Genomic DNA, 20,541 nt, shown 5'->3' on the forward strand with positions numbered 1-20,541 from the left:
TATGACTAACAACGTTTACCCGATTGTGTGTGAAATGCTTTGCGATGCAAAAGATCTGCCTGATGGCATGCTGACACCTGACATGCCTCTCTATCAGTTAAAACTTGATAGCCTGGACTACGTGGAACTGATGGTGCTGGTTAAACGTGAATTTGATCTCACGTTAAGCGCGGAAATGTTCGTGAATAATCCCAACCTGACACTCGGTGAAATGTGCCAGACACTGGAAGAGCAAAGAGCATAAAAGATGCAAAAGAAATGGATTTTAGTGACAGGGGGCAGCCGTGGAATTGGTGCGGCAGTAGTCCGGCAGCTTGCACAGGAATACGATGTGGTTTTTACTTGGAAAACTCAGCAGAAGCATGCCGAATTACTGGAGTCCGAATGCAGTGATCTTACCGGGAGAGTCAGTGGATATCGTTGCGATGGTAGCGTACCAGCGGAAGTGAAACATCTTGCACAGACGCTGTTAGCAGAATGCGGCGCACCTTTCGGTATCGTCCATAATGCAGGTATTACACGTGATGCATTGCATTTCAAGCAGGAGATTGAGGACTGGCAAGCGGTAATCGATACCAATCTGAATTCGGTATTTTACTGGAATCAGCAATTGCTGCCCGCCATGCTGGGGCAGGGGGAAGGGAGTATTGTCATGATGTCTTCGCTCTCTGCACTGAAGGGGAATATAGGACAGGTTGCCTATTCAGCAACAAAAGCCGGAATGGTCGGAATGGCCCGATCATTAGCCCGCGAAGTCGCCCGTTTTAATATTAGGGTAAACTGCGTGTTACCCGGATTGATTGAAACGGAGATGACTACGATGATGTCTGAAACAGAGCAAAAAGCGTTAAAAAACGCGATCCCTCTTCGCCGCTTAGGGCGTTCAATTGAGATTGCTAAGGCAACGGCTTTTTTGCTCAGCGAAGCGAGCAGTTATATGACGGGTCAGCAGTTAGTGATCGATGGAGGAATTTCGGCCTGAAGCTCTCCTTCAGGCGGGCTGAGACTGCAATTAAAATTGTGTAATTGCCTGTTCTTGGGGTCTGAAACCCATCCGTACGGACACGTACGCTAAGTACATTTTTTAGTCATTTCGTATGCGAGTATATTTTAAATTCCAAAAAGGGTCATGCGCTGATCCTTTTATATGAAAACACGCATTTATGGGGGGAAGCCGGAATCACCGAAATTCCCCGCCTGCTACTCTTGTTCGTTAATGTTCCTTCGGAACCTCAATAACGCCATCTGCAATACCCTGTGCCACTACAGTAAGAACACTTATATTTATAATTTAAACAATGGATTATATCCTTAGCGTGATTTTTTACATCAATGACACTTAAACCCCAAAGACCGTCATTTAAGATGAAAACAGTGCTCCCTAAATGCGGGAGCGCCATAACCGGCATAGAATCAGACAAATTTTGCCAGAGGATCTGCGGCTGCGAAGGCAATGTCACGATCTGCTTTTGCCATCGAAGTGCAGGATTGGATTACCGAACGGCGTAGCGCGCAATAATCATTACTTCGGCCAGTTCTGAACCACCCGGTCTGAATTGAAATTTTTTGATTTATGATTTAACGAAAGAACTTAACCGCATCGACCCACCTTCTCGCCTGTTTTTTCGGATGAAGCTGCGCACTGTCCTCCTTCATAGTAATGCCTGTAAAAAGACCTGTGCTAAGCCCCTTATTTTTCAAACTTCGTTGCCACTGTGACTCCAGACTTAATAGGTCTGGAGTCACAAATCTTTTGCCTAAGAACTTCAGGCTTGTTATAACTGCCGGCCCTGTTTTTTTCTGTGAAATATTGCCGATGAATGACGCTGTATCTGCAACCGAAACCAATTTCGCCGCTGAAAATGTGGGGCGTCATGTGCTGGCCTATCTTCAGCAAATCAAAGCCACGCCGCTGGCAAAACTGGATGACTTCGATGAAGAAGGAAATGCGACAGTCGCACAGGTGATCAAAGTGTGGATCCGGCTTTCATTAGTCCTGACCCGCCGTCGCCCGGAAATCGCCGTCTCCTCGATCATGAAACATGTGCTGCCGGTGATAGGGGACGTTCCGCTGAATAAAATCACCCGGCTACGGCTCAACCGTTTATTCAACGTACTGCTGGCCGACGGGAAAATTTCTGAGGCGAAAAGGGTGTTTGCGCTGTGTAAGCAATTTTTCAGCTGGGCGGAAACTCAGGGCTATCTGCCGCACTCGCCGCTCGGGGCGATGAAACGTCGTGATGTCGGCGGGCGAAATACACCGCCGCGTGAACGCACATTAACCGACGCTGAAATCTGGATTTTCTGGCATGGATTAGACCTGTGGGATATTTCAGAGCAATGTCGCTGGGCCCTGCGGCTTTGTTTAATTACTGCGCGTCGCCCCGATGAAGTCGTCCGCGCGCGTAAAGATGAGTTTCATTTACGGATTAATGTCTGGCGGCAGGGCACGCGCAACAAATCTGCCCGCGATCACAGTTTGCCGCTGACGCCATTGATGCGGATTTGCATCGACAGGCTAATCGACGCCAGCCCGAAAGAGACGCCATGGCTGGTTCCGTCGCCGAAAGATAATCAAAAACCGTTATCTCGCGGGGCCATTACTCAGGTGATTCGCAGGATGCTGCGCGCTGAACGCGGGCTGGGTATCGCGCCCTTTACCACCCGGGATCTTCGCCGGACCGCCCGTTCAAAACTTGCCGCATTGGATGTCTCCAACGACGTAGCCCGTAAAATCATGAATCATTCGTTGGAGGGAATCGACCGCGTTTATGATACCCATGACTATTTACCGCAGATGAAACAAGCGCTCGACGCATTTTCTGACAATATTGAGGGCATCATTAATGCGCCTGATTACTTATCATTACGGCATAAGTATGAAGGCGAAATTTTGCAGATTCCTGAAATATCGCTGCTGTATATGGAAAATTAACTGCTTTTAGCGTCATAACGTTTTTTTCACTATGTTGTAAGAATGTCAAAGAATAATAACTAACACACAGCAAAGATGCGTCGTAACAGGAAAGCGGATCTGAGCTGCTACACTTGTAGATTGATTTGGCAATGCCAGAAGACTGAGGAATAAACGATGCATCCACAACAACCGCACGCTATCGGGCTGCCAGAAGCGACCAAAACACTCCTCCTGAGCACCGGAACGGCGGAGCAAAAACGTCATGAAATTCGTAAATACTTTATTCAGACCTGGGAATTATATGAAAGCCTGTTTGACTGTCTGGCTGATGAAAGGGCGTATTACAACAAAGCGATTTCCCTGCGTCATCCGCTGATTTTCTATTTTGGCCACACCGCCACGTTCTTCATTAATAAACTGATGGCCGCGGGGCAATTGCCGCAGCGAATCGATTCACAAATTGAATCGATGCTGGCGATTGGCGTGGATGAAATGAGCTGGGACGATCTCGACGATCAAAACTATAACTGGCCGTCCGTGGCGAACTTGCGTGAATACCGTAAAAGGGTGCGCGAGGAAGTATTAGGCATTATTGATTCCATGCCGCTCAGTTTGCCGATCGACTGGAACAGTCCGGCGTGGGTGATTCTGATGGGCATCGAACATGAGCGTATCCATCTGGAAACCTCCAGCGTGCTGATCCGCCAGTTACCGGTGGAATGGGTAAAAACTCAGCCACATTGGCCAGTGTGCAAAGACGCAAGGTCTGACCGTAGAACTGTGCCTGAGAACCAGATGGTGTCAGTAAAAGGTGACGTTGTCACACTCGGCAAGCTCGATGATACTTATGGCTGGGATAATGAATACGGCTCATCTGAGCATAAAATTCAAGGATTTAGCGCCAGCAAGATGTTGGTGAGTAATGCTGAGTTTTATACTTTTCTGCTTGCCGGGGGGTATCAGGATACACAATGGTGGGATGACGAAGGGGCAGGCTGGCGTGATTTTACTCAGGCAGAAATGCCGACATTTTGGGTCGGTTCGCTGCGCGAGCCTGAGCAACTTAAACTTCGCCTGATGACAGAAGAAGTGCCGATGCCCTGGGACTGGCCAGCGGAAGTGAACCAGCTGGAAGCCGCGGCGTTCTGTCGCTGGAAAGCGGCACAAACCGGTGAATCTGTGCAGTTGCCGACAGAGGCCGAATGGATGATTCTGCGTCAACAGGTACCGGGGGATCAACCTGACTGGGAAAAGGCGCCGGGTAATATCAATCTGGAATACTGGGCGTCTTCGTGCCCGGTGGATCATTTTGCGCAGGGCGATTTTTACGATGTGGTGGGGAACGTATGGCAGTGGTCATCCACGCCAATCGGTGGTTATAACGGTTTCCGCGTTCATCCTTTATATGATGATTTCTCAACGCCGACCTTCGATGGTAAACACTCGATGATCAAAGGCGGTAGCTGGATTTCGACCGGTAATGAAGCGCTGAAATCTGCGCGTTATGCTTTCCGCCGTCACTTCTTCCAGCACGCCGGTTTCCGCTATGTGGTGTCCAGCCATCAGGAGACTCAGACGGTGAATCCGTATGAAACCGACGGACTGGTCGCGCAGTATCTCGATTTTCAGTACGGCCCACGCCATTTTGATGTACCAAACTATGCGACACAGCTGGTTGATATCGCGGTAAAACATGTTTCTGCGAGGGGTAGAGCGCTGGATATTGGCTGCGCTACCGGTCGTGCCAGTTTTGAACTGGCACGACATTTCGATACGGTCGTCGGGATGGATTATTCCGCCCGCTTTATCGATGTGGCTCTGGCACTGGCGCGAGGTGAAGCCTGCCGGTATGTGATCCCGGAAGAGGGCGAGCTGGTGGATTATTGTCAGGCTGTGCTGGCTGATGCAAATATCACCCAGGAGCAAACAGGACGGGTGAGTTTCGTACAGGGCGATGCCTGTAATCTCAAACCTCAGGCCGAATTATACGATCTGGTTTTGGCCGCTAACTTGCTGGATCGCTTGCGGGAACCAGCGAGCTTCCTGAAAGATATTTCGCCAATGATTCGTTCTGGCGGTTTACTGATGCTGTCATCGCCTTATACCTGGCAGGAAGAGTACACGCCGAAGCAAAACTGGCTTGGTGGATTCCGTGAAAATGGCGAAGCGGTGACCACACATCAGGCATTGCGACGTTTACTGGCCGCCGAATTTGAAGAAGTACAGAGCCCTCAGAACGTGCCGTTTGTCATCAGGGAGACTGCCCGTAAATTCCAGCATACTGTTGCAGAACTGACACTCTGGCGTAAGCGCTAAATCCTTTAACAACCAATGCAGTAACCGAATGGTGAAACGGCCGCAAATGTGGCCGTTTTTTTTGGCCTCTTTTGCCTTGAAAGGAGGCCGCTTGGAAAACGGAAAATATCCCACGCTAAGTCTGTTTTTTATACGACGGATGTGATGATGATCCATTTCGTTGAAGGTTAAGAATGGTGTGAGGGCAAAGAGAGCTATTTAACTCGTACATCACTCAACATCCAGTCATGAAACGCTTTCACTTCCGGCCGCTTCAGTGACGAGCTCGAACTCACCACATAATATGACCAGCTAATGGGCCAGCGGTTTTCCGGGAACAACTGCACCAGACGGCCAATATTCAGATCCTGCTGCACCAGGGCTTTGCGCACTAGCACAACTCCCCGACCACTTAGTGCCGCCTGAATCACCGTGGCGGTGGAGTTGATGTGAAGACGCGTTTGCTGCACGCTTTCGAGCCCCACTTTTTGCAACACGCTTTCCCATGATGGGAAGTTAGCGCCGGGGTGCGGGGTATCGTCCTGAATCAGTTTTTGCTCAAACAACCATTGCGCATTCGCAGGCTCATTGGCGGGCAATGCGGAAGGACTGCAAATCATCACCACTTCCTCATCCATCATCCAGTCGGCCACTAAGCCTTTCCAATGACCAGTTCCGCAGCGAATACCAATATCGGCTTCCCCATGGCTGAGATCGATAAGCCGGTCCGCCACGTCCAGGCGCACGTCTATCAACTCATTATGTTCTGAAAACTTATGAAGACGCGGCATCAGCCAGTTCATCACCAATACTTGCGATGCAGTGACAACCAACACCGATCGCGCTTTCCTACCACGTAGTTTTTTTAGCCCGCTTTCGAGTTTATCCAGGCCAACCGTAATGTCGTCGAGTGCGTCCTGCGCTTCGTTAATCAGCGTCAGGCGTTCATTGCCCGAGCGGATACGTGTCAAAAGTGGATGCCCAACCCATTCTTCTAAAGCCCGCACGAGTTGACCTACCGCCGCAGGCGTCACACCAAGTTCATTCGCAGCACCCGTAAAGCTGCCGTGCCGGGCGGTGGCCTCAAAAGCCTGCAACCATTTCAGCCTGTTCAGGATACGCATCGAGCCTCTTTAAGTTAACGAGATAGTTTATCTATCTCATAAGTGTAGTTCTTATGGTTCGTGGTCGTCGAGCGGGACTGGCATTCTTTGCTCATCGACAGGGAGACAAGCTTCTTCCCTGTATCAACTCACAAAGAATTTATTCTGGAGATAAGCATGAGCAACGTATTCGCAGGTAAAAAACTTCTGGTTGTTGGCGGCACAAGCGGTATGGGTCTGGAAACAGCTCGTGTGGTTCTGGAGCAAGGTGGCAGCGTGGTGTTGGTAGGTAATCGCCAGGAGAAAGCGGAAGAAGCACGTGAAGCGCTGGCACCTCTGGGCCAGGTTTCCACCATCATCGCTGATTTGATGACGACCGATGGTATGAAACATGTGATAGACGTAGTGAATGCCGAACACCGTGATATCGACCTGTTGGTGAATGCGGCCGGTGTATTCTTCCCCAAACCTTTTGGCGAGCATGAAGAAGCGGATTACGACATGTATATGAGTATCAACCGCGCGACGTTCTTTATCACCCGCGATGTGGTGAAAAACATGCTGGCTTCGGGAATCAAAGGTTCTATCGTGAATATCGGTTCAATGTGGGCACAACAAGCGATTGGTGCCACACCATCATCCGCTTATTCCATGGCGAAAGCCGGGCTGCACGCACTGACCAAAAACATGGCCATTGAGCTTGGCGGCAACGGAATTCGTGTGAATGCGGTATCGCCAGCGGTAGTGCAGACACCTATTTACGAAGGCTTTATCCCGAAAGAAGAAGTCCATGGCGTCATGGACAGCTTCAACAGTTTCCATCCAATTAACCGTGTGGGCACGCCGCGTGATATTGCTGAAACAGTGGCTTTCCTGCTGTCCGATAAAACCAGTTGGGTGACGGGTGCGATTTGGGATATTGATGGCGGCGTGATGGCTGGTCGTAACTAATATTGATGCCGGTAGCGGTAACAGGCTGCCGGAAAGTTTCTTTGAGAGGGAAATATATCCCGATTAATGAGTAACTGATTACCCATCGTCCCCGCTGGGATGGGAACATATCAACCTGAGCGGGGATTATGTCTGGAGAACAAACCTCAAACTGGGACAGGGTAAATACTGCGCATTACGCACAGTGAATAGCAGGCTGTACAAAAAACAGGCTTGGCGTAGGATGTTTTCCGTTTTCAATGTGGCCCACTGAAAGACGAAACGATTCACATAAGTTAAGTTGTTCTCGGTTTTTTTATTCAATGCAACATTTAGAATGTTGTAACTAAATAAAAGGTATGGACGTTCTGATCATTCATTGTCGCCAAACCCAGTAGAGATACAGGCCTTTTTTCACACCACGTTTAGTGACAAACTGCCGCATTAACTTCGATGAAATGAACGCTGTCTGATGAAAGCTCCTCTTTTTACCTGCTTCTTACTGCTGATTTGTTGTGCCGCTAACGCCGCCTCCCCAAAAGCTTTCACGCAGGCGCAGTGCGTCGGTCTTAAAACTGCGCGCGTTGATGCCGCCAGCATTGGATTGCCGACGCGCGGCGCGGTGATAACCGCCGTGGCAATGGCCGGTCAGCCCAACGAACCGCACTGTAAGCTGGAAGGTCAGATCAAACCTGTCGATCTGAAAGCCCCCGATATTCAATTTCAATTGTATTTACCGCTCCTCTGGAATGGCAAAGCGTTGCAGCTCGGCGGGGGCGGTTTTGACGGCGCAATCAAAGGCGTAGACACCGCAAGGCTGGCTCCTGCGGCAACGCCCGGCGCATTGAAGCAGGGCTACGCCACTTTCGGCAGCGACTCCGGCCATCAGGGCGGCGTCTCCGATGCCTCCTTTTCGCTCAATGATGAAGCCTGGGAAAACTTCGCCGGGGCGCAGATCAAGAAAACCCATGACGTTGCCGTCGCGCTGATTCAGCAAGCTTACGGCCGCAAACCTTCGCGCTTGTATTTTCAGGGTAACTCGCAGGGGGGCCACGAGGCGCTCGCCGCCATTCAACGTTTTCCGCTGGACTACGATGGCGCAATTGCCATCCATCCGGTGTACAACGTCGTCGAGTTACATATGGCAGGGATCCACATCGGGCAGGCAGTTTACAACACACCGGGCGCGTGGATTTCTCCGGCGAAATCTGCACTCATCGCCAACGCCGTGATGGGCGCATGCGACAAACTTGATGGCCTGAGCGACGGCATCGTGGCGAATGTCAAAGCCTGCGACGCGACCTTTAAACTCGCCCATCTGCGTTGCAAGGATGGGAAAGATGACGGCGCAGGGTGCCTTTCAGATAAGCAAATGTCGCTGGTGCAGATGCTCAGCAAACCGGTGGCGCTGGGCGTGAATCTGCCGACCGGCGACCGCTTCGCACCCTGGCCAATTTTACAGGGCGCCGACGCTGCCTCGATAGTCAGCGTATTGGGTTCCGGGGCCGATAAACCCAATCCAGAAGCATCCAATCTGATCATCTCTTTTCCGTACATGATGGGCGACCAGGCGGTACGGTATGAAGTGATGCGCTCGCCGGATTACGATTCCCTGACCTTCGACCCGGCTGCGCACAATGCGCGATTGCAGGAACTGGCGGCTCAGGTTGATAACAACGATGCGGATATTCGCGCTTTTGTGCAGCATGGCGGCAAACTGCTCATGTTGCACGGTACAGCTGACATGGCCGTGCCACCGGGAAATACCGTCGCGTATTACGACAGACTTAAGACACAGTTTGGTGAAAAAGCGCTGCGCCAGTTTGCGCGTTTTTATCTGGCACCCGGATTTACGCACTACAGCGGGCCATTCCGTCTGAGCTGGGATTCCCTCGGGACGCTGGACAAGTGGGTGGATCACGGCATCGACCCCGGTCAGCAAGTCATGATCGACACCAATAAAGCTACCGCCGGGCGCGAAATGCCGCTGTGCGATTATCCTCTGTTCCCGAAATATAAAGGGCAGGGTGATACGCGCGTGGCGAGTAGTTTCGAATGCGTAACGCAGTAATTTATTTTGCTCGTCAGGTTACCCGCCGGTTCTGACGGGTACCTTTTTCATGTGAATTGCAACTACATTCCCTCTGTTTACCTGTATAAATTCATAGGTGAATGAACGTTCTCAAAAAACTTGAACATCCGTTCAACTCTTGGCATTATCGTCCGCTGTGAGTTCTCCATATCGGATTTTTCTTTGGCCTATCTGTGTAAAAAAGATCGTCGTGCTTCATTGCTGGAGGCCGCGGCACAAATCGCCCGCCGCGAAGGGCTCGCTGCCACGACAGTTCGCCGCGTGGCTCAGGAAGCCGGCGTCGCAACGGGACAGGTTCATCACCACTTTTCCAGTGCCGCCGAATTGCGCGCGCAGGCTTATGTCCATGTGATGAAAACCCTCACAGCTCAGCTTCTGCAGAAAAGCCTGCGGCTAACCGCACGGGAACGCCTGAACCTGCTACTGATCGATCCGCAAGATGAACAATCGACGATGGCCATTCCGCTCTGGCATGAGGCCATGTTGCTGACCGAACAGGAACCGCTGATGAAAACCGCGTTCGCGCTGTCTGTGTCTGACTGGCATGCGCTGGTCTCTGATGCCATTGAGGACGGCCGTTCGAACGGTGAGTTTATCGCGGGGGAACCTCCTGAACATATTTCATGGCGGCTCATTGGATTGAGCAGCAGCATGGACGCCATGTCGCGGCTTGAGACGCTAAATCTCACGGTCAGTTGCGCCGAATACAATCTCAAACGCGCGATTCAAAACGAGCTTTACCCCAAGGAAACCGTCAATGTTTAAAACCTACCTGATTCTCGGACTGGCCATTGTGGCTGAAGTCATCGCCACCAGCAGCCTGAAAAGTTCTGAAGGATTTACCCGTTTATGGCCAAGCGTCGTCACGCTGCTGGGGTACACCATCGCCATCTTTTTACTGTCCCTGACGCTAAAAACTCTGCCAACAGGCATCGCGTATGCGATCTGGTCAGGCGTTGGGATCGTACTCGTTTCGGCGATTGGCTGGTTTGGTTACGGGCAAAAACTCGATACGCCCGCGGTGATTGGCCTGGGGTTGATTATCGCCGGCGTCATCGTTGTGAACGTGTTTTCAAAATCTGTCGCGCACTGAAGGCGTGACATTAAAGCAGCACCAGGAGTTCATCTTGCAGAGCGAACAGAAACCAGATTTTCATGACGACTTGATCAAAGAGTTACTCTATTGGATCGAAGTCAACTTAAGTGATCGTCTGACCATGGAAAAGGCCTCAAAAAAAACCGGCTATTCTCCGTGGTATCTTCAACGATTATTTAAAAGTAAAACGGGTCATGCGCTGGGAAAATACATCCGGGACCGCCGTCTGACAATGGCCGCGATCGCATTGCGCCTGACGAATATGCCGATCCTCGATATCTCACTTTATTATTCCTATGATTCGCAGCAGACGTTTACCCGTTCATTCAAAAAGAACTTTGCCGAAACGCCGGGGATGTACCGCCGTAATGCGTCATGGACAATGAACGGCATCACGGCGCCATTAACGGTGGATGAGTTCCCGCAGCCGGAATTTGAAATTGTTGAATTGCCCGAGATGGCATTTGAAGGCCAGACAACAACGCACACGTATCCGATTGAAGCGCTGTTTAACAGTAAAAATCATGTTCACCGTGCCGAACTGCTGCGTTATCTGACCACGCCGGAATCGCTACTCGCGCCGGTGTGGGGGCTGTCTGACTGTCGTCCGGATACAAACGATGAAGTGGCGAATGCCTTGCAGATGGATTATACGGTTGCGCATCAGGTTGGGATCAGCGACAGTCACGACATCTTTGTCCCCGCCAGCCGTTATCTCAAGATCAATTATCCTTATGATCTCAGTCGTCTGAACGATTTCATTCTCTACATGTATTCGGTATTTCTGCCGACACTGGGTTTGGAATTTATCATGCAGCCGGACCTTGAAAAGTATTCTCGTGAATCTGCGCTGAACGGCGTCACCTGCGAATACTACATTCCGCTCGCGTCGTAATACGACGCCATCAAAACCGGTTAACTCAGGGTGTGAACAGCGGGAAGAGCAGGGGCTGGACACACCGATTATGACTGCTGGGATCAATGGGAACAGATCTCCATCTTAAAGAAAATTAATTTATATTAAAAAAGTCACTAGACGACCGGTCTAATCACTGTTAACTTAACGACATGCCTGCTGCAGCCCATCGCATAAGCAAAAAAATTATCGTTTTTTTTGATCCATTATTAGACGACTGGTCTAATACAAGTTAACTATCCATCACGCGGAGATGTAAAATGAAAATTCTTATGGTTCTGACCTCACACGATCAACTGGGCAACACTGGCCGTAAAACCGGGTTCTGGCTGGAAGAACTGGCTGCACCGTTTTACGCGTTTAAAGATGCCGGAGCACAAATCACGCTGGCCTCCCCGAAAGGCGGCAACCCGCCGTTGGATCCAAAAAGTAATGAGCCTGATTTCCAGACCGAACAGACTCACCGTTTCGAAGCCGATACTGACGCCATGGCACAACTTGCCGCAACGGTTCGCCTCGACAGTATTTCTCAGTCAGACTTCGACGCAGTGTTCTATCCGGGCGGCCATGGCCCTCTGTGGGATCTGGCTGAAGATAAGGATTCAATCGCGCTGATCGAAGCCTTCCTTGCGGCAAACAAACACGTAGCGCTGGTTTGTCATGCTCCGGGCGTGTTGCGACATGTGAAAACACCAGAAGGGAAACCGCTGGTAGAAGGCAAAAAAGTCACTGGTTTCACTAACACTGAAGAAGAAGCGGTTGGCCTGACTGACGTTGTACCTTTCCTGGTTGAAGATGAGCTTATTGCCAAAGGCGGAATTTATTCCAAAGGGGCAGACTGGGGTTCTTATGTGGTCACCGACGGTTTGCTGATCACAGGCCAAAACCCGACATCTTCGGCGGCAACGGCGGAACAACTGATCAAACAGCTGGCTTAATCGTGGCAACAACTCTCGTGGTGACCATTTTCCGATCACCGCGGGGGTTGGTACTCTTCGGCATTCTTTACATGAAAGGGTTTCACGAATTCGTTACTATACGACTGGTCTTGTATCAGGTGAATCAACTCAATGGCTATAGCAACGCAACTCCACAACAACGACATCCGCGACCATATTTTGGCTACCGGCCAGCGCATCATGGCGGCCAAAGGTTTCTCTGCGGTTGGACTGAATGAAATCCTCAAGGACGCGGGTGTGCCTAAAGGATCTTTTTATCATTACTTCGGTTCGAAGGAAGCCTTTGGTGCGGATATTCTGGCACGCTATTTTGAGGATTATCTGGCTGAACTCGACAGCACACTTCGTCTCCCTGGCCTGAATATGGCGCAGCGACTGATGAAATACTGGCAAGTATGGCGCGAATCGCAGTCATTCTCTGACTGTCAGGGAAAATGCCTGGCCGTGAAATTGGGAGCGGAAGTCGCCGATCTTTCCGACAGTATGCGCTTAACGTTAAAATCCGGGACATCGGGAATTATTGCCCGACTGGCCGATGCTTTAGAAAAGGGTATCGCCGAAGGGTCACTGACTATCGACGATGAGCCAGCCAGAGTTGCTGAAAGTCTCTATCAGCTTTGGGTAGGTGCCAGCGTGATGGTCAAAATCGTACGGACTACCGAACCCTTTGATTCCGCCTTGCGCATGACACAGAAAATCATTCATATCACAGCCTGACGTTCTGCCTCTTTACACGCAAACGGCAACACCCTGTCTGGTGCTGCCGTCAGTCAATCTCATTACTTATTAATTAGTTAAATACCATCCCACCGTCTATCAGCAATGACTGCCCGGTCATATAATCTGAATCCGGGCCTGCGAGGTAAGACACGCAGCCAGCGACATCTTCCGGTTCGGAGAGGCGTTTCAGGGTGATACTTTTCGCAAATTCCTGTGTACCGTAACCCACCGGTTTACCGGCAGCGGCAGAAACCTGACGGTCAATCTCTTCCCACATCGGCGTTTTCACAATCCCCGGACAGTACGCGTTCACGGTGATCCCAAGCGGCGCTAAATCACGCGCTGCGGTTTGAGTCAGTCCGCGAACGGCAAATTTGCTCGAACTGTAAATCGCCAATTCCGGGTTACCTACGTGCCCGGCCTGAGAACAGGCATTAATAATTTTGCCGCCGTGCCCCTGTGATTTAAACGCTTTGATCGCGGCCTGAATACCCCAGATCACACCTTTCACGTTGATGTCATAGACCTTATCGACAATCTCAGGCGTGATGTCTTCAATCAGCGTCGTTGGTGCGATCCCGGCGTTATTGACTATCACATCAAAACCGCCCAGCTGTTTGGTTGCCGCTTCTACCGCAGCAAAAACCTGATCACGGTTGGAGACGTCAGCGAGCTGCGCAATTGCGCGGCCACCGGCGTGATTAATCTCTTCAGCGACGTTCTTCGCCGTTTCATGATTAAAATCCACAACCGCGACGGCAAAACCATCTTTCGCAAGACGCAGTGCAATCGCGCGGCCGATCCCCTGACCGCCACCTGTTACTAAAGCCACTTTTCCATTTTTAGACATACAACCATCCTCTATGTATTCGGTATCTTCTTCAGGTGCTGCGCGCAACGTACGGGAAATCCTTCCCGATACTGTTACGTGAGCTGCTTACTGGTTTACGCCCCTGAGCCCGCATGTGCAAATGTTAGCCACGGTCATTAACTGTATCGGTTCAAATGAGTAGGGAGGTACAGATTGAAAGCATGGCGGCAGTTAACTCGGATAGTATAGGGGATGGATTACGCTAAAAAGGGCAACACAATGGTCGATGACAGCCTCATCTTATTTCGCGAGCGGCTTACTGCGCTGACACGCTCGTTACAAATTTCTCCGCAGGTGGCCGAAAATCAGGTGCTGGATCGCATGGCGCTGAGTTTTCGCAAGCTGCTGAATTTCCTTGCCGAAGATGAAATGCTGACGCAGCACGCGTTCCTCCAGCCACCTCACAACAGCGAAACCCAAGCGTTGCTTTCGCAGCTGATTGCGGAAAATCTGGCCTACAGCCAGCAGAATGGCCTGTTCCGTGATGATATTTCCGCAGCCCTGCTCGGTCAGTGTTTCACCGGCATGCTGGCTCAGCTCGCGCAGACCGCGGGCGATCCGGCTTCACGACATCAAAACAGCGTGGCGTGCGCAAAGTTATTTTGCCAGGGCATCTGGTCCGGCGAGGCTTAGTCGATATATCGCTTTGCAAAGCAAAAATGGTTGGTTCAATTCGTGCCGCAGAAACGGTTAACTGAGTCCATTCCAGCAGCAGATGAAGATTTCTGCGCTGATCGTCGAATGTACTGACAGTGATTAACCGGAGGGCCGTATGAATGCATCTGCTACTGAGCCTCGCTCGTTCTGGCAACGTCTGACTCGCCGCAAGGTGAGCGCGCATACTAAAGATAAAACGCAGGATACCACGCGTTTGCTGGAAAGCTTTCTGGCGACGGGCTGTCTCTACGGCATTGATGTGGAGAACAATGATCCCGCGTGGTTTCGCCGCTGCTGATCGTTATACCCGTTTAATGCGCATCAGTTACTGGAATGAACTGTGCGTTTAGCACACTCTTCTCCTGAGAGTAGCCGTTGTACCCTGAATAACGGGTGTTGCCGTTGCGGTTAACGCAGCTTCAGCATCCGCTATGAAGGTTGTTGTGGACAGGTGTTTTAATGTTCTCTCTGGCCTCGTCGTATTTCTTAGTTCTCTCTCATTTGTTGAGCCCATAACTTTCGCCGGTTATGGGTTTTTTTATGCAAAAAAAACCCCGCAGTCAGGCGGGGCAATCTGTCAGGTCGCAGACAGGGGAATCACGACCCGTAAATAGAAATAATAAAACCAAGGAAGGGTAAAAAATGAACTGCAGTGATGATGCCACAATTCGAGAATTAAATTACCACAAAATAAAAGCCATAGATAAATACATTTTTTATATATTTAAAAATATAATATTCACTGAAAATATTAATAAATACCATTGAAATATTTAGTAATAAATAATAAAAGCAAACATGATAATTTCCCTACGTAACAATGGAACTAGTTGGGTAGTATTACTGCGAGCACTGACTCATTAATAAAGTATATATAATAAATTTAAGTATTCAATTAAATGATAAAGGAATGACGTCATGAAATTAAAAGCATTGGCCCTTATTGTTCCAGCATTATTAGTTGCAGGTGCGGCACACTCTGCAGAGATTTATAATAAAGACGGCAACAAACTTGACCTGTACGGTAAAGTGGATGCGCGTCACCAGTTTTCAGACAACGTGCATGATGATGGCGATGAAACCTATATCCGCGTTGGCTTCAAAGGTGAAACCCAAATTTCTGATCAACTGACCGGTTACGGCCAGTGGGAATATAACGTTCAGGCAAATGACGCCGAGAACGATGGTACAGCTGGCAACGCAACCCGTCTGGGCTTCGCGGGCCTGAAATTCGACAACTACGGTTCATTCGATTACGGGCGTAACTACGGTGTAGTGTACGACGTTGAAGCCTGGACTGATATGCTGCCAGTATTCGGTGGCGATTCTTACACTACTGTGACAACTTCATGGTAGGCCGTGCCAACGGCGTTGCAACCTACCGTAACTCCGACTTCTTCGGTGAAGTGAAAGGTCTGAACTTCGCACTGCAATACCAAGGCGCCAACGACGGCGATAATAACAACGAAGATGTTCAACATTATGGTGAAGGTACTAATAATGGCCGCGATACTCGTCATCAGAATGGTGACGGTTATGGCCTGTCCACCACTTATGATTTTGGTATGGGTATTACTGCAGGTGCTGCGTATGCATCATCTGACCGTACTAATGACCAGTCTGTTGATAACCGTGGCGACAAAGCTGACGTTTGGACTGTTGGCGCGAAATATGATGCAAATCACGTCTATCTGGCCACCATGTATGCTGAAACCCGTAATATGACTTATTACGGCAATGGCGACGCTGCAAATAAAACCCAGAACTTTGAAGTAACCGCACAATACCAGTTTGACTTCGGTCTGCGCCCGGAAGTTTCTTACCTGCAATCTAAAGGTAAAGACCTGAACAATGGCAACGGCGGCAACGCTAACGACAAAGATCTGGTTAAATATGTTTCTGTAGGTTCTTATTACAACTTCAACAAAAACATGTCTGCCTACGTTGATTATAAAATCAACCTGCTGGACAACGATGATCACTTCTACGAAAACAACAACATTTCTACCGATGATGTTGTAGGCGTAGGCATGGTATACCAGTTCTAATTTCTCTGACCCAACGTCTTAGAATTAACGTCATGAAACCCATCTTCGGATGGGTTTTTTTGTGCCCAAATCGTGACTTTATGTGCGTTAGGCACGTGACCGCCTTCAATAATGCAACAGTCTTTGTTATATTATTGACCAGCTCACGTACAGGGTTATTCCTCTGTGATACGGTGCTTAACCTAAGACTTGGTTTCTCAGGACAATGACATGTTAGATTATCGCTTTCCGACAGCCATGCAGATGGTGTTTTGTATCGCTCAGTCCCAAAAGGCTGAACAGCGCTGCACCAGTGCGATCTTAGCTACGGGTCTGGAAGCCAACTCCAGCTTCATCCGCAAACTGATGGTGCCGCTGACTCAGCATGGCATCATCGTTTCTACGCTTGGCCGTACCGGCTCCATTCACCTGGGCCGCCCGGCGGAAGACATCACGCTGCGCGATATTTACTGCGCCGTGATTGAAGACAAACGTCTGTGGGCCGCGCGTCCGGATGTCCCAGCCCGCTGCGTCGTTAGCGCCAATGCCTGTACTTATTTCAAAAATATTGTGAATGAGGCCGAAGAGGCGTCTTTGCAAGTGTTGGGTCGTCACACCGTAGCCGATGCGTTGGCCGAGTTCGAACGCGGCGGCAAGTATAAGTGCACTAAAGACCTGGCAGCGGAATACACAGACAACGCGCTCTGCTCTAAATAAGCTTCTGAACGATCGCTTTCCACAACACTCAGACGTAAAAAAGCCGGGATAATTTCCCGGCTTTTTGCTTTCTGCTCTTTACAGATCAGACAGTCTGGCTTTCCAGCGCAGGTTTTTTACGCGTCACCAGTTTGCGCAGGGCGACATAAAACACCGGCGTCAGGAACAGCCCGAACAGCGTCACGCCCAGCATCCCGGAGAATACGGTGATCCCCGTTACGCCGCGCACTTCCGCGCCCGCACCGTGACCAAGGATCAGCGGAATTGTCCCGGCAATAAACGCGATTGAGGTCATCACGATAGGGCGCAGACGCAGGCGACAGGCTTCAAGCGCAGACTCCACAATCCCTTTACCCTGCATCTCCAGTTCGCGGGCAAACTCGACAATCAGGATCGCGTTCTTACAGGCCAGTCCCATCAGCACCACCAGCCCGACCTGCACGAAGACGTTGTTGTCGCCGCCGGTCAGCCATACGCCAAACAGTGCGGAAAGCATTGTCATCGGTACAATCAGGATCACCGCCAGCGGCAGCGTCCAACTCTCATACAGCGCCGCCAGCACCAGAAACGCCAGTAAGACCGACATCGGGAACACGATCAACGCCGCGTTACCCTGCGTCGATTGCTGATAGCTCAGATCCGTCCATTCGATATTCATGCCATTTGGCAGCAGATTTTTCGACATCGCGGTCAGCTCGGTCATGGCCTGCGTCGAAGACAGCACGCGCGGGTCAGCGTCACCAATCAGATCCGCCGCCGGATAGCCGTTGTAGCGGATCACCGGGTCCGGTCCATAGGTCGTGGTGATGTTCAGCATACTGCCGATCGGCACCATTTCACCTTTGTCATTACGGGTGCGCAGATTGGCGATATCTTCCACGCTGTCGCGGAACTGGCCGTCGGCCTGCGCCATTACTTTCCAGGTGCGACCGAACCGGTTGAAGTCATTGATGTAAGACGAGCCGAGATATACCTGCAACGTACTGAACAAATCATCCAGCGACACGCCCTGCGCCTTGGCCTTATCACGGTCGATGTGCGCATCCAGCTGCGGCACGTTGGCCTGATAAGAGGAGATAGGGAACCCCATCCCCGGCGTCTGCATAATGGAACCGGACATGGTGTTAATCGCGGTCTGCAATGCTCCGTAGCCTAACCCTGCGCGATCCTGAATATACAGCGAATAACCAGAACCCTGACCTAAACCGAGGATCGGCGGCGGCATAATCGAGAAGGCAAAACCTTCCTGAATCTGCGAAATTTTGGCATTGATTTCAGCATTGATTTCAGCCGCCGTGCGGGTACGTTCACCCAGCGGTTTCAGCGCGAAGAACACCGTGCCGGTATTTGGCGTGTTGGTGAACTGCAACGCGTTCAGGCCCGGGAAGGCCACCGCGTCTATCACGCCGTCAGTGCTCAGACCGAGCGCACTGATTTTGCGGATCACCGCGTCAGTGCGCGACAGCGAAGCACCTTCCGGCATTTTCACGCCGGCAATCAGGTACAGCTTGTCCTGCGTAGGAATAAAGCCGCCCGGCACCGCTTTAAACATAAAGGCCGCACCGCACAGCAGCAGAATGTAGACGACAAATACGGCACCACGACGTCCGAGCGCTTTCGAGACTGCATTTTGATAGCGATGGGAGCTGGCGCTGAAGAAGCGGTTGAACGGGCGGAAGATCCAGCCGAACAGACGGTCAATCAGACGCGATGGCATATCCTTCGGCGCACCGTGCGGTTTCAGCAGCAAGGCCGCCAGCGCAGGGGAGAGCGTCAGGGAGTTGATCGCTGAAATCACGGTAGAAATCGCAATAGTCACCGCAAACTGTTTGTAGAACTGCCCGGTCACACCGGAAAGGAACGCCATCGGCACAAATACCGCACACAACACCAGTGCGATCGCAATGATCGGCCCGGACACTTCCCGCATTGCCTGATGCGCAGCCTCCCGCGGGGCTAGGCCTTCCTCGATATTTCGCTCAACGTTTTCCACCACGACGATGGCGTCATCGACCACGATCCCTATCGCCAGCACCAGTCCGAACAGGCTGAGCGTGTTAAGTGAGAATCCAAGCAGATACAGAATACTGAACGTGCCGATAACCGAAATCGGCACCGCCAGCAGCGGAATGATCGACGCACGCCAGGTTTGCAGGAACAGAATCACCACCAGCACAACCAGCACTACGGCTTCCAGCAGCGTATGGACTACGGCGCTTATCGAGTCACGCACAAAGACCGTCGGGTCATAAGGCGCGCGCCAGGTCATGCCTTCCGGGAAACGGGTTGAGAGTTCGGTCATTTTGGCACGCACGGCGTCTGACAGATCAATCGCGTTCGCCCCCGGCGACTGGAAGATACCGATACCGACGGCATCTTTATTATTCAGCTGCGAGCGCAGAGCATAACTGCCTGATCCCATTTCGATACGCGCGACATCACGAAGACGGACAATTTCGCCGTTATCACCACTTTTCAGGATAATGTTGCCGAACTCTTCTTCGTTTTTCAGACGTCCCTGTGCGTTGATGGACAGCAGATAGTCGCTGTCTTTCGGCATCGGTTCTGCGCCAAGCTGACCGGCTGAAACCTGGACGTTTTGCTCACGCATTGCGGTGACAACGTCACTTGCCGTCAGCCCGCGTGCCGCCACTTTGTTCGGATCGAGCCAGACGCGCATCGCGTATTCGCCCGCACCGAAGATCTGAATTTGCCCGACGCCCGGCAAACGTGCCAGTTCGTCTTTCACTTTCAGCGTGGCGTAGTTACTCAGATACAACGAGTCGTACTTGCCGTTCGGCGAGACCAGATGCACCACCAGCGTTAACGTCGGTGACTGTTTCTGTGTGGTGACCCCCTGACGCCGCACATCTTCCGGCAACCGGGCTTCAGCCTGCGCCACGCGGTTTTGCACCTGAACCTGTGCCTGATCCGGATCGGTACCCGGACGGAAGGTGACGGTAGTAACGAGCACGCCGTCAGAACCGGCCACGGATTTCATATACACCATGTTTTCGACGCCGTTGATGGCTTCTTCCAGCGGCGTCGCCACGGTTTCAGCAATCACTTTCGGGTTAGCACCCGGATATTCAGCGCGAACCTGTACGCTTGGCGGCACCACGTTCGGATATTCGCTGACCGGCAGCAGGGGAATGGCAATCGCCCCGGTGACTAAAATCAAAATCGACAAAACGGCGGCAAAGATCGGCCGGTCGATGAAAAAGCGGGAAAAGTCCATGTG

The 20,541-nt window shown here is 51.1% G+C and carries 17 protein-coding genes and 1 pseudogene; 15 read left to right on the top strand and 3 right to left on the bottom strand.

Annotated elements, in window-relative coordinates:
- Position 1 precedes the first annotated feature (1 nt).
- From ACMHLI_RS19870 to ovoA, 4 genes are all read left to right on the top strand, one after another.
- On the top strand, positions 2–244 hold the full coding sequence (locus ACMHLI_RS19870) for an acyl carrier protein (RefSeq protein ID WP_413530966.1): 243 nt from the start codon (positions 2–4) through the stop codon (positions 242–244).
- Positions 245–247: 3 nt separating this feature from the next.
- Complete coding sequence (gene fabG, locus ACMHLI_RS19875) at positions 248–982, top strand: 3-oxoacyl-ACP reductase FabG (RefSeq protein ID WP_413530967.1); 735 nt, start codon at positions 248–250, stop codon at positions 980–982.
- A gap of 834 nt (positions 983–1,816) precedes the next feature.
- A complete protein-coding gene (locus ACMHLI_RS19880; RefSeq protein ID WP_413530968.1) occupies positions 1,817–2,935 on the top strand; it encodes a tyrosine-type recombinase/integrase in 1,119 nt (372 codons plus the stop codon).
- Positions 2,936–3,091: 156 nt separating this feature from the next.
- Positions 3,092–5,233, top strand: coding sequence for a 5-histidylcysteine sulfoxide synthase (ovoA, locus tag ACMHLI_RS19885; protein ID WP_413530969.1), 2,142 nt, complete (start codon positions 3,092–3,094; stop codon positions 5,231–5,233).
- 194 nt (positions 5,234–5,427) lie between these two features.
- Here the strand turns inward: ovoA and ACMHLI_RS19890 are convergent, their stop codons facing one another.
- Positions 5,428–6,336: a LysR substrate-binding domain-containing protein gene (locus ACMHLI_RS19890; protein ID WP_413530970.1), complete on the bottom strand. Its 909-nt coding sequence runs from the start codon at positions 6,334–6,336 to the stop codon at positions 5,428–5,430.
- Between the two features lie 156 nt (positions 6,337–6,492).
- On the opposite strand from ACMHLI_RS19890, the gene ACMHLI_RS19895 reads away from it, so the two are divergent.
- From ACMHLI_RS19895 to ACMHLI_RS19925, 7 genes are all read left to right on the top strand, one after another.
- A complete protein-coding gene (locus ACMHLI_RS19895; protein WP_413530971.1) occupies positions 6,493–7,266 on the top strand; it encodes an SDR family NAD(P)-dependent oxidoreductase in 774 nt (257 codons plus the stop codon).
- A 451-nt stretch (positions 7,267–7,717) separates the two neighbouring features.
- The gene (locus tag ACMHLI_RS19900; RefSeq protein ID WP_413530972.1) at positions 7,718–9,316 is read left to right on the top strand and encodes a tannase/feruloyl esterase family alpha/beta hydrolase; all 1,599 of its coding nucleotides are present in this window, start codon (positions 7,718–7,720) and stop codon (positions 9,314–9,316) included.
- A gap of 120 nt (positions 9,317–9,436) precedes the next feature.
- A complete protein-coding gene (locus tag ACMHLI_RS19905) occupies positions 9,437–10,102 on the top strand; it encodes a TetR family transcriptional regulator (RefSeq protein WP_413530973.1) in 666 nt (221 codons plus the stop codon).
- Complete coding sequence (locus ACMHLI_RS19910; RefSeq protein ID WP_056773809.1) at positions 10,095–10,430, top strand: SMR family transporter; 336 nt, start codon at positions 10,095–10,097, stop codon at positions 10,428–10,430. The genes ACMHLI_RS19905 and ACMHLI_RS19910 overlap by 8 nt, the downstream gene beginning before the upstream one ends.
- A 34-nt stretch (positions 10,431–10,464) precedes the next feature.
- Entirely contained in the window at positions 10,465–11,328 is an 864-nt protein-coding gene (locus ACMHLI_RS19915; RefSeq protein WP_413530974.1) for a helix-turn-helix domain-containing protein, read from the top strand.
- Positions 11,329–11,609: 281 nt separating this feature from the next.
- Positions 11,610–12,287, top strand: coding sequence for a type 1 glutamine amidotransferase domain-containing protein (locus ACMHLI_RS19920; RefSeq protein WP_413530975.1), 678 nt, complete (start codon positions 11,610–11,612; stop codon positions 12,285–12,287).
- Positions 12,288–12,419: 132 nt separating this feature from the next.
- On the top strand, positions 12,420–13,025 hold the full coding sequence (locus ACMHLI_RS19925; protein WP_413530976.1) for a TetR/AcrR family transcriptional regulator: 606 nt from the start codon (positions 12,420–12,422) through the stop codon (positions 13,023–13,025).
- Between the two features lie 73 nt (positions 13,026–13,098).
- On the opposite strand, the gene ACMHLI_RS19930 is transcribed toward ACMHLI_RS19925, so the two are convergent.
- Positions 13,099–13,878: a (S)-acetoin forming diacetyl reductase gene (locus ACMHLI_RS19930; protein ID WP_413530977.1), complete on the bottom strand. Its 780-nt coding sequence runs from the start codon at positions 13,876–13,878 to the stop codon at positions 13,099–13,101.
- 213 nt (positions 13,879–14,091) lie between these two features.
- On the opposite strand from ACMHLI_RS19930, the gene ACMHLI_RS19935 reads away from it, so the two are divergent.
- From ACMHLI_RS19935 to ACMHLI_RS19950, 4 genes and pseudogenes are all read left to right on the top strand, one after another.
- Positions 14,092–14,532, top strand: a complete 441-nt coding sequence (locus ACMHLI_RS19935; protein ID WP_413530978.1) for a hypothetical protein — start codon at positions 14,092–14,094, stop codon at positions 14,530–14,532.
- Between the two features lie 139 nt (positions 14,533–14,671).
- Positions 14,672–14,854 (top strand): hypothetical protein, encoded by a 183-nt coding sequence (locus ACMHLI_RS19940; RefSeq protein ID WP_413530979.1) that lies wholly within the window; start codon positions 14,672–14,674, stop codon positions 14,852–14,854.
- 620 nt (positions 14,855–15,474) lie between these two features.
- Positions 15,475–16,604: pseudogene (gene ompC / locus ACMHLI_RS19945) on the top strand (porin OmpC).
- 210 nt (positions 16,605–16,814) lie between these two features.
- Positions 16,815–17,300: an RrF2 family transcriptional regulator gene (locus tag ACMHLI_RS19950; protein ID WP_413530980.1), complete on the top strand. Its 486-nt coding sequence runs from the start codon at positions 16,815–16,817 to the stop codon at positions 17,298–17,300.
- A gap of 85 nt (positions 17,301–17,385) precedes the next feature.
- Here the strand turns inward: ACMHLI_RS19950 and oqxB are convergent, their stop codons facing one another.
- Positions 17,386–20,538, bottom strand: coding sequence for a multidrug efflux RND transporter permease subunit OqxB (gene oqxB / locus ACMHLI_RS19955; RefSeq protein ID WP_413530981.1), 3,153 nt, complete (start codon positions 20,536–20,538; stop codon positions 17,386–17,388).
- Positions 20,539–20,541 lie beyond the last annotated feature (3 nt).

Origin of the sequence: Rahnella inusitata (assembly GCF_965118895.1) — a bacterium.
In the GTDB taxonomy this organism is placed as follows: domain Bacteria; phylum Pseudomonadota; class Gammaproteobacteria; order Enterobacterales; family Enterobacteriaceae; genus Rahnella; species Rahnella inusitata_A.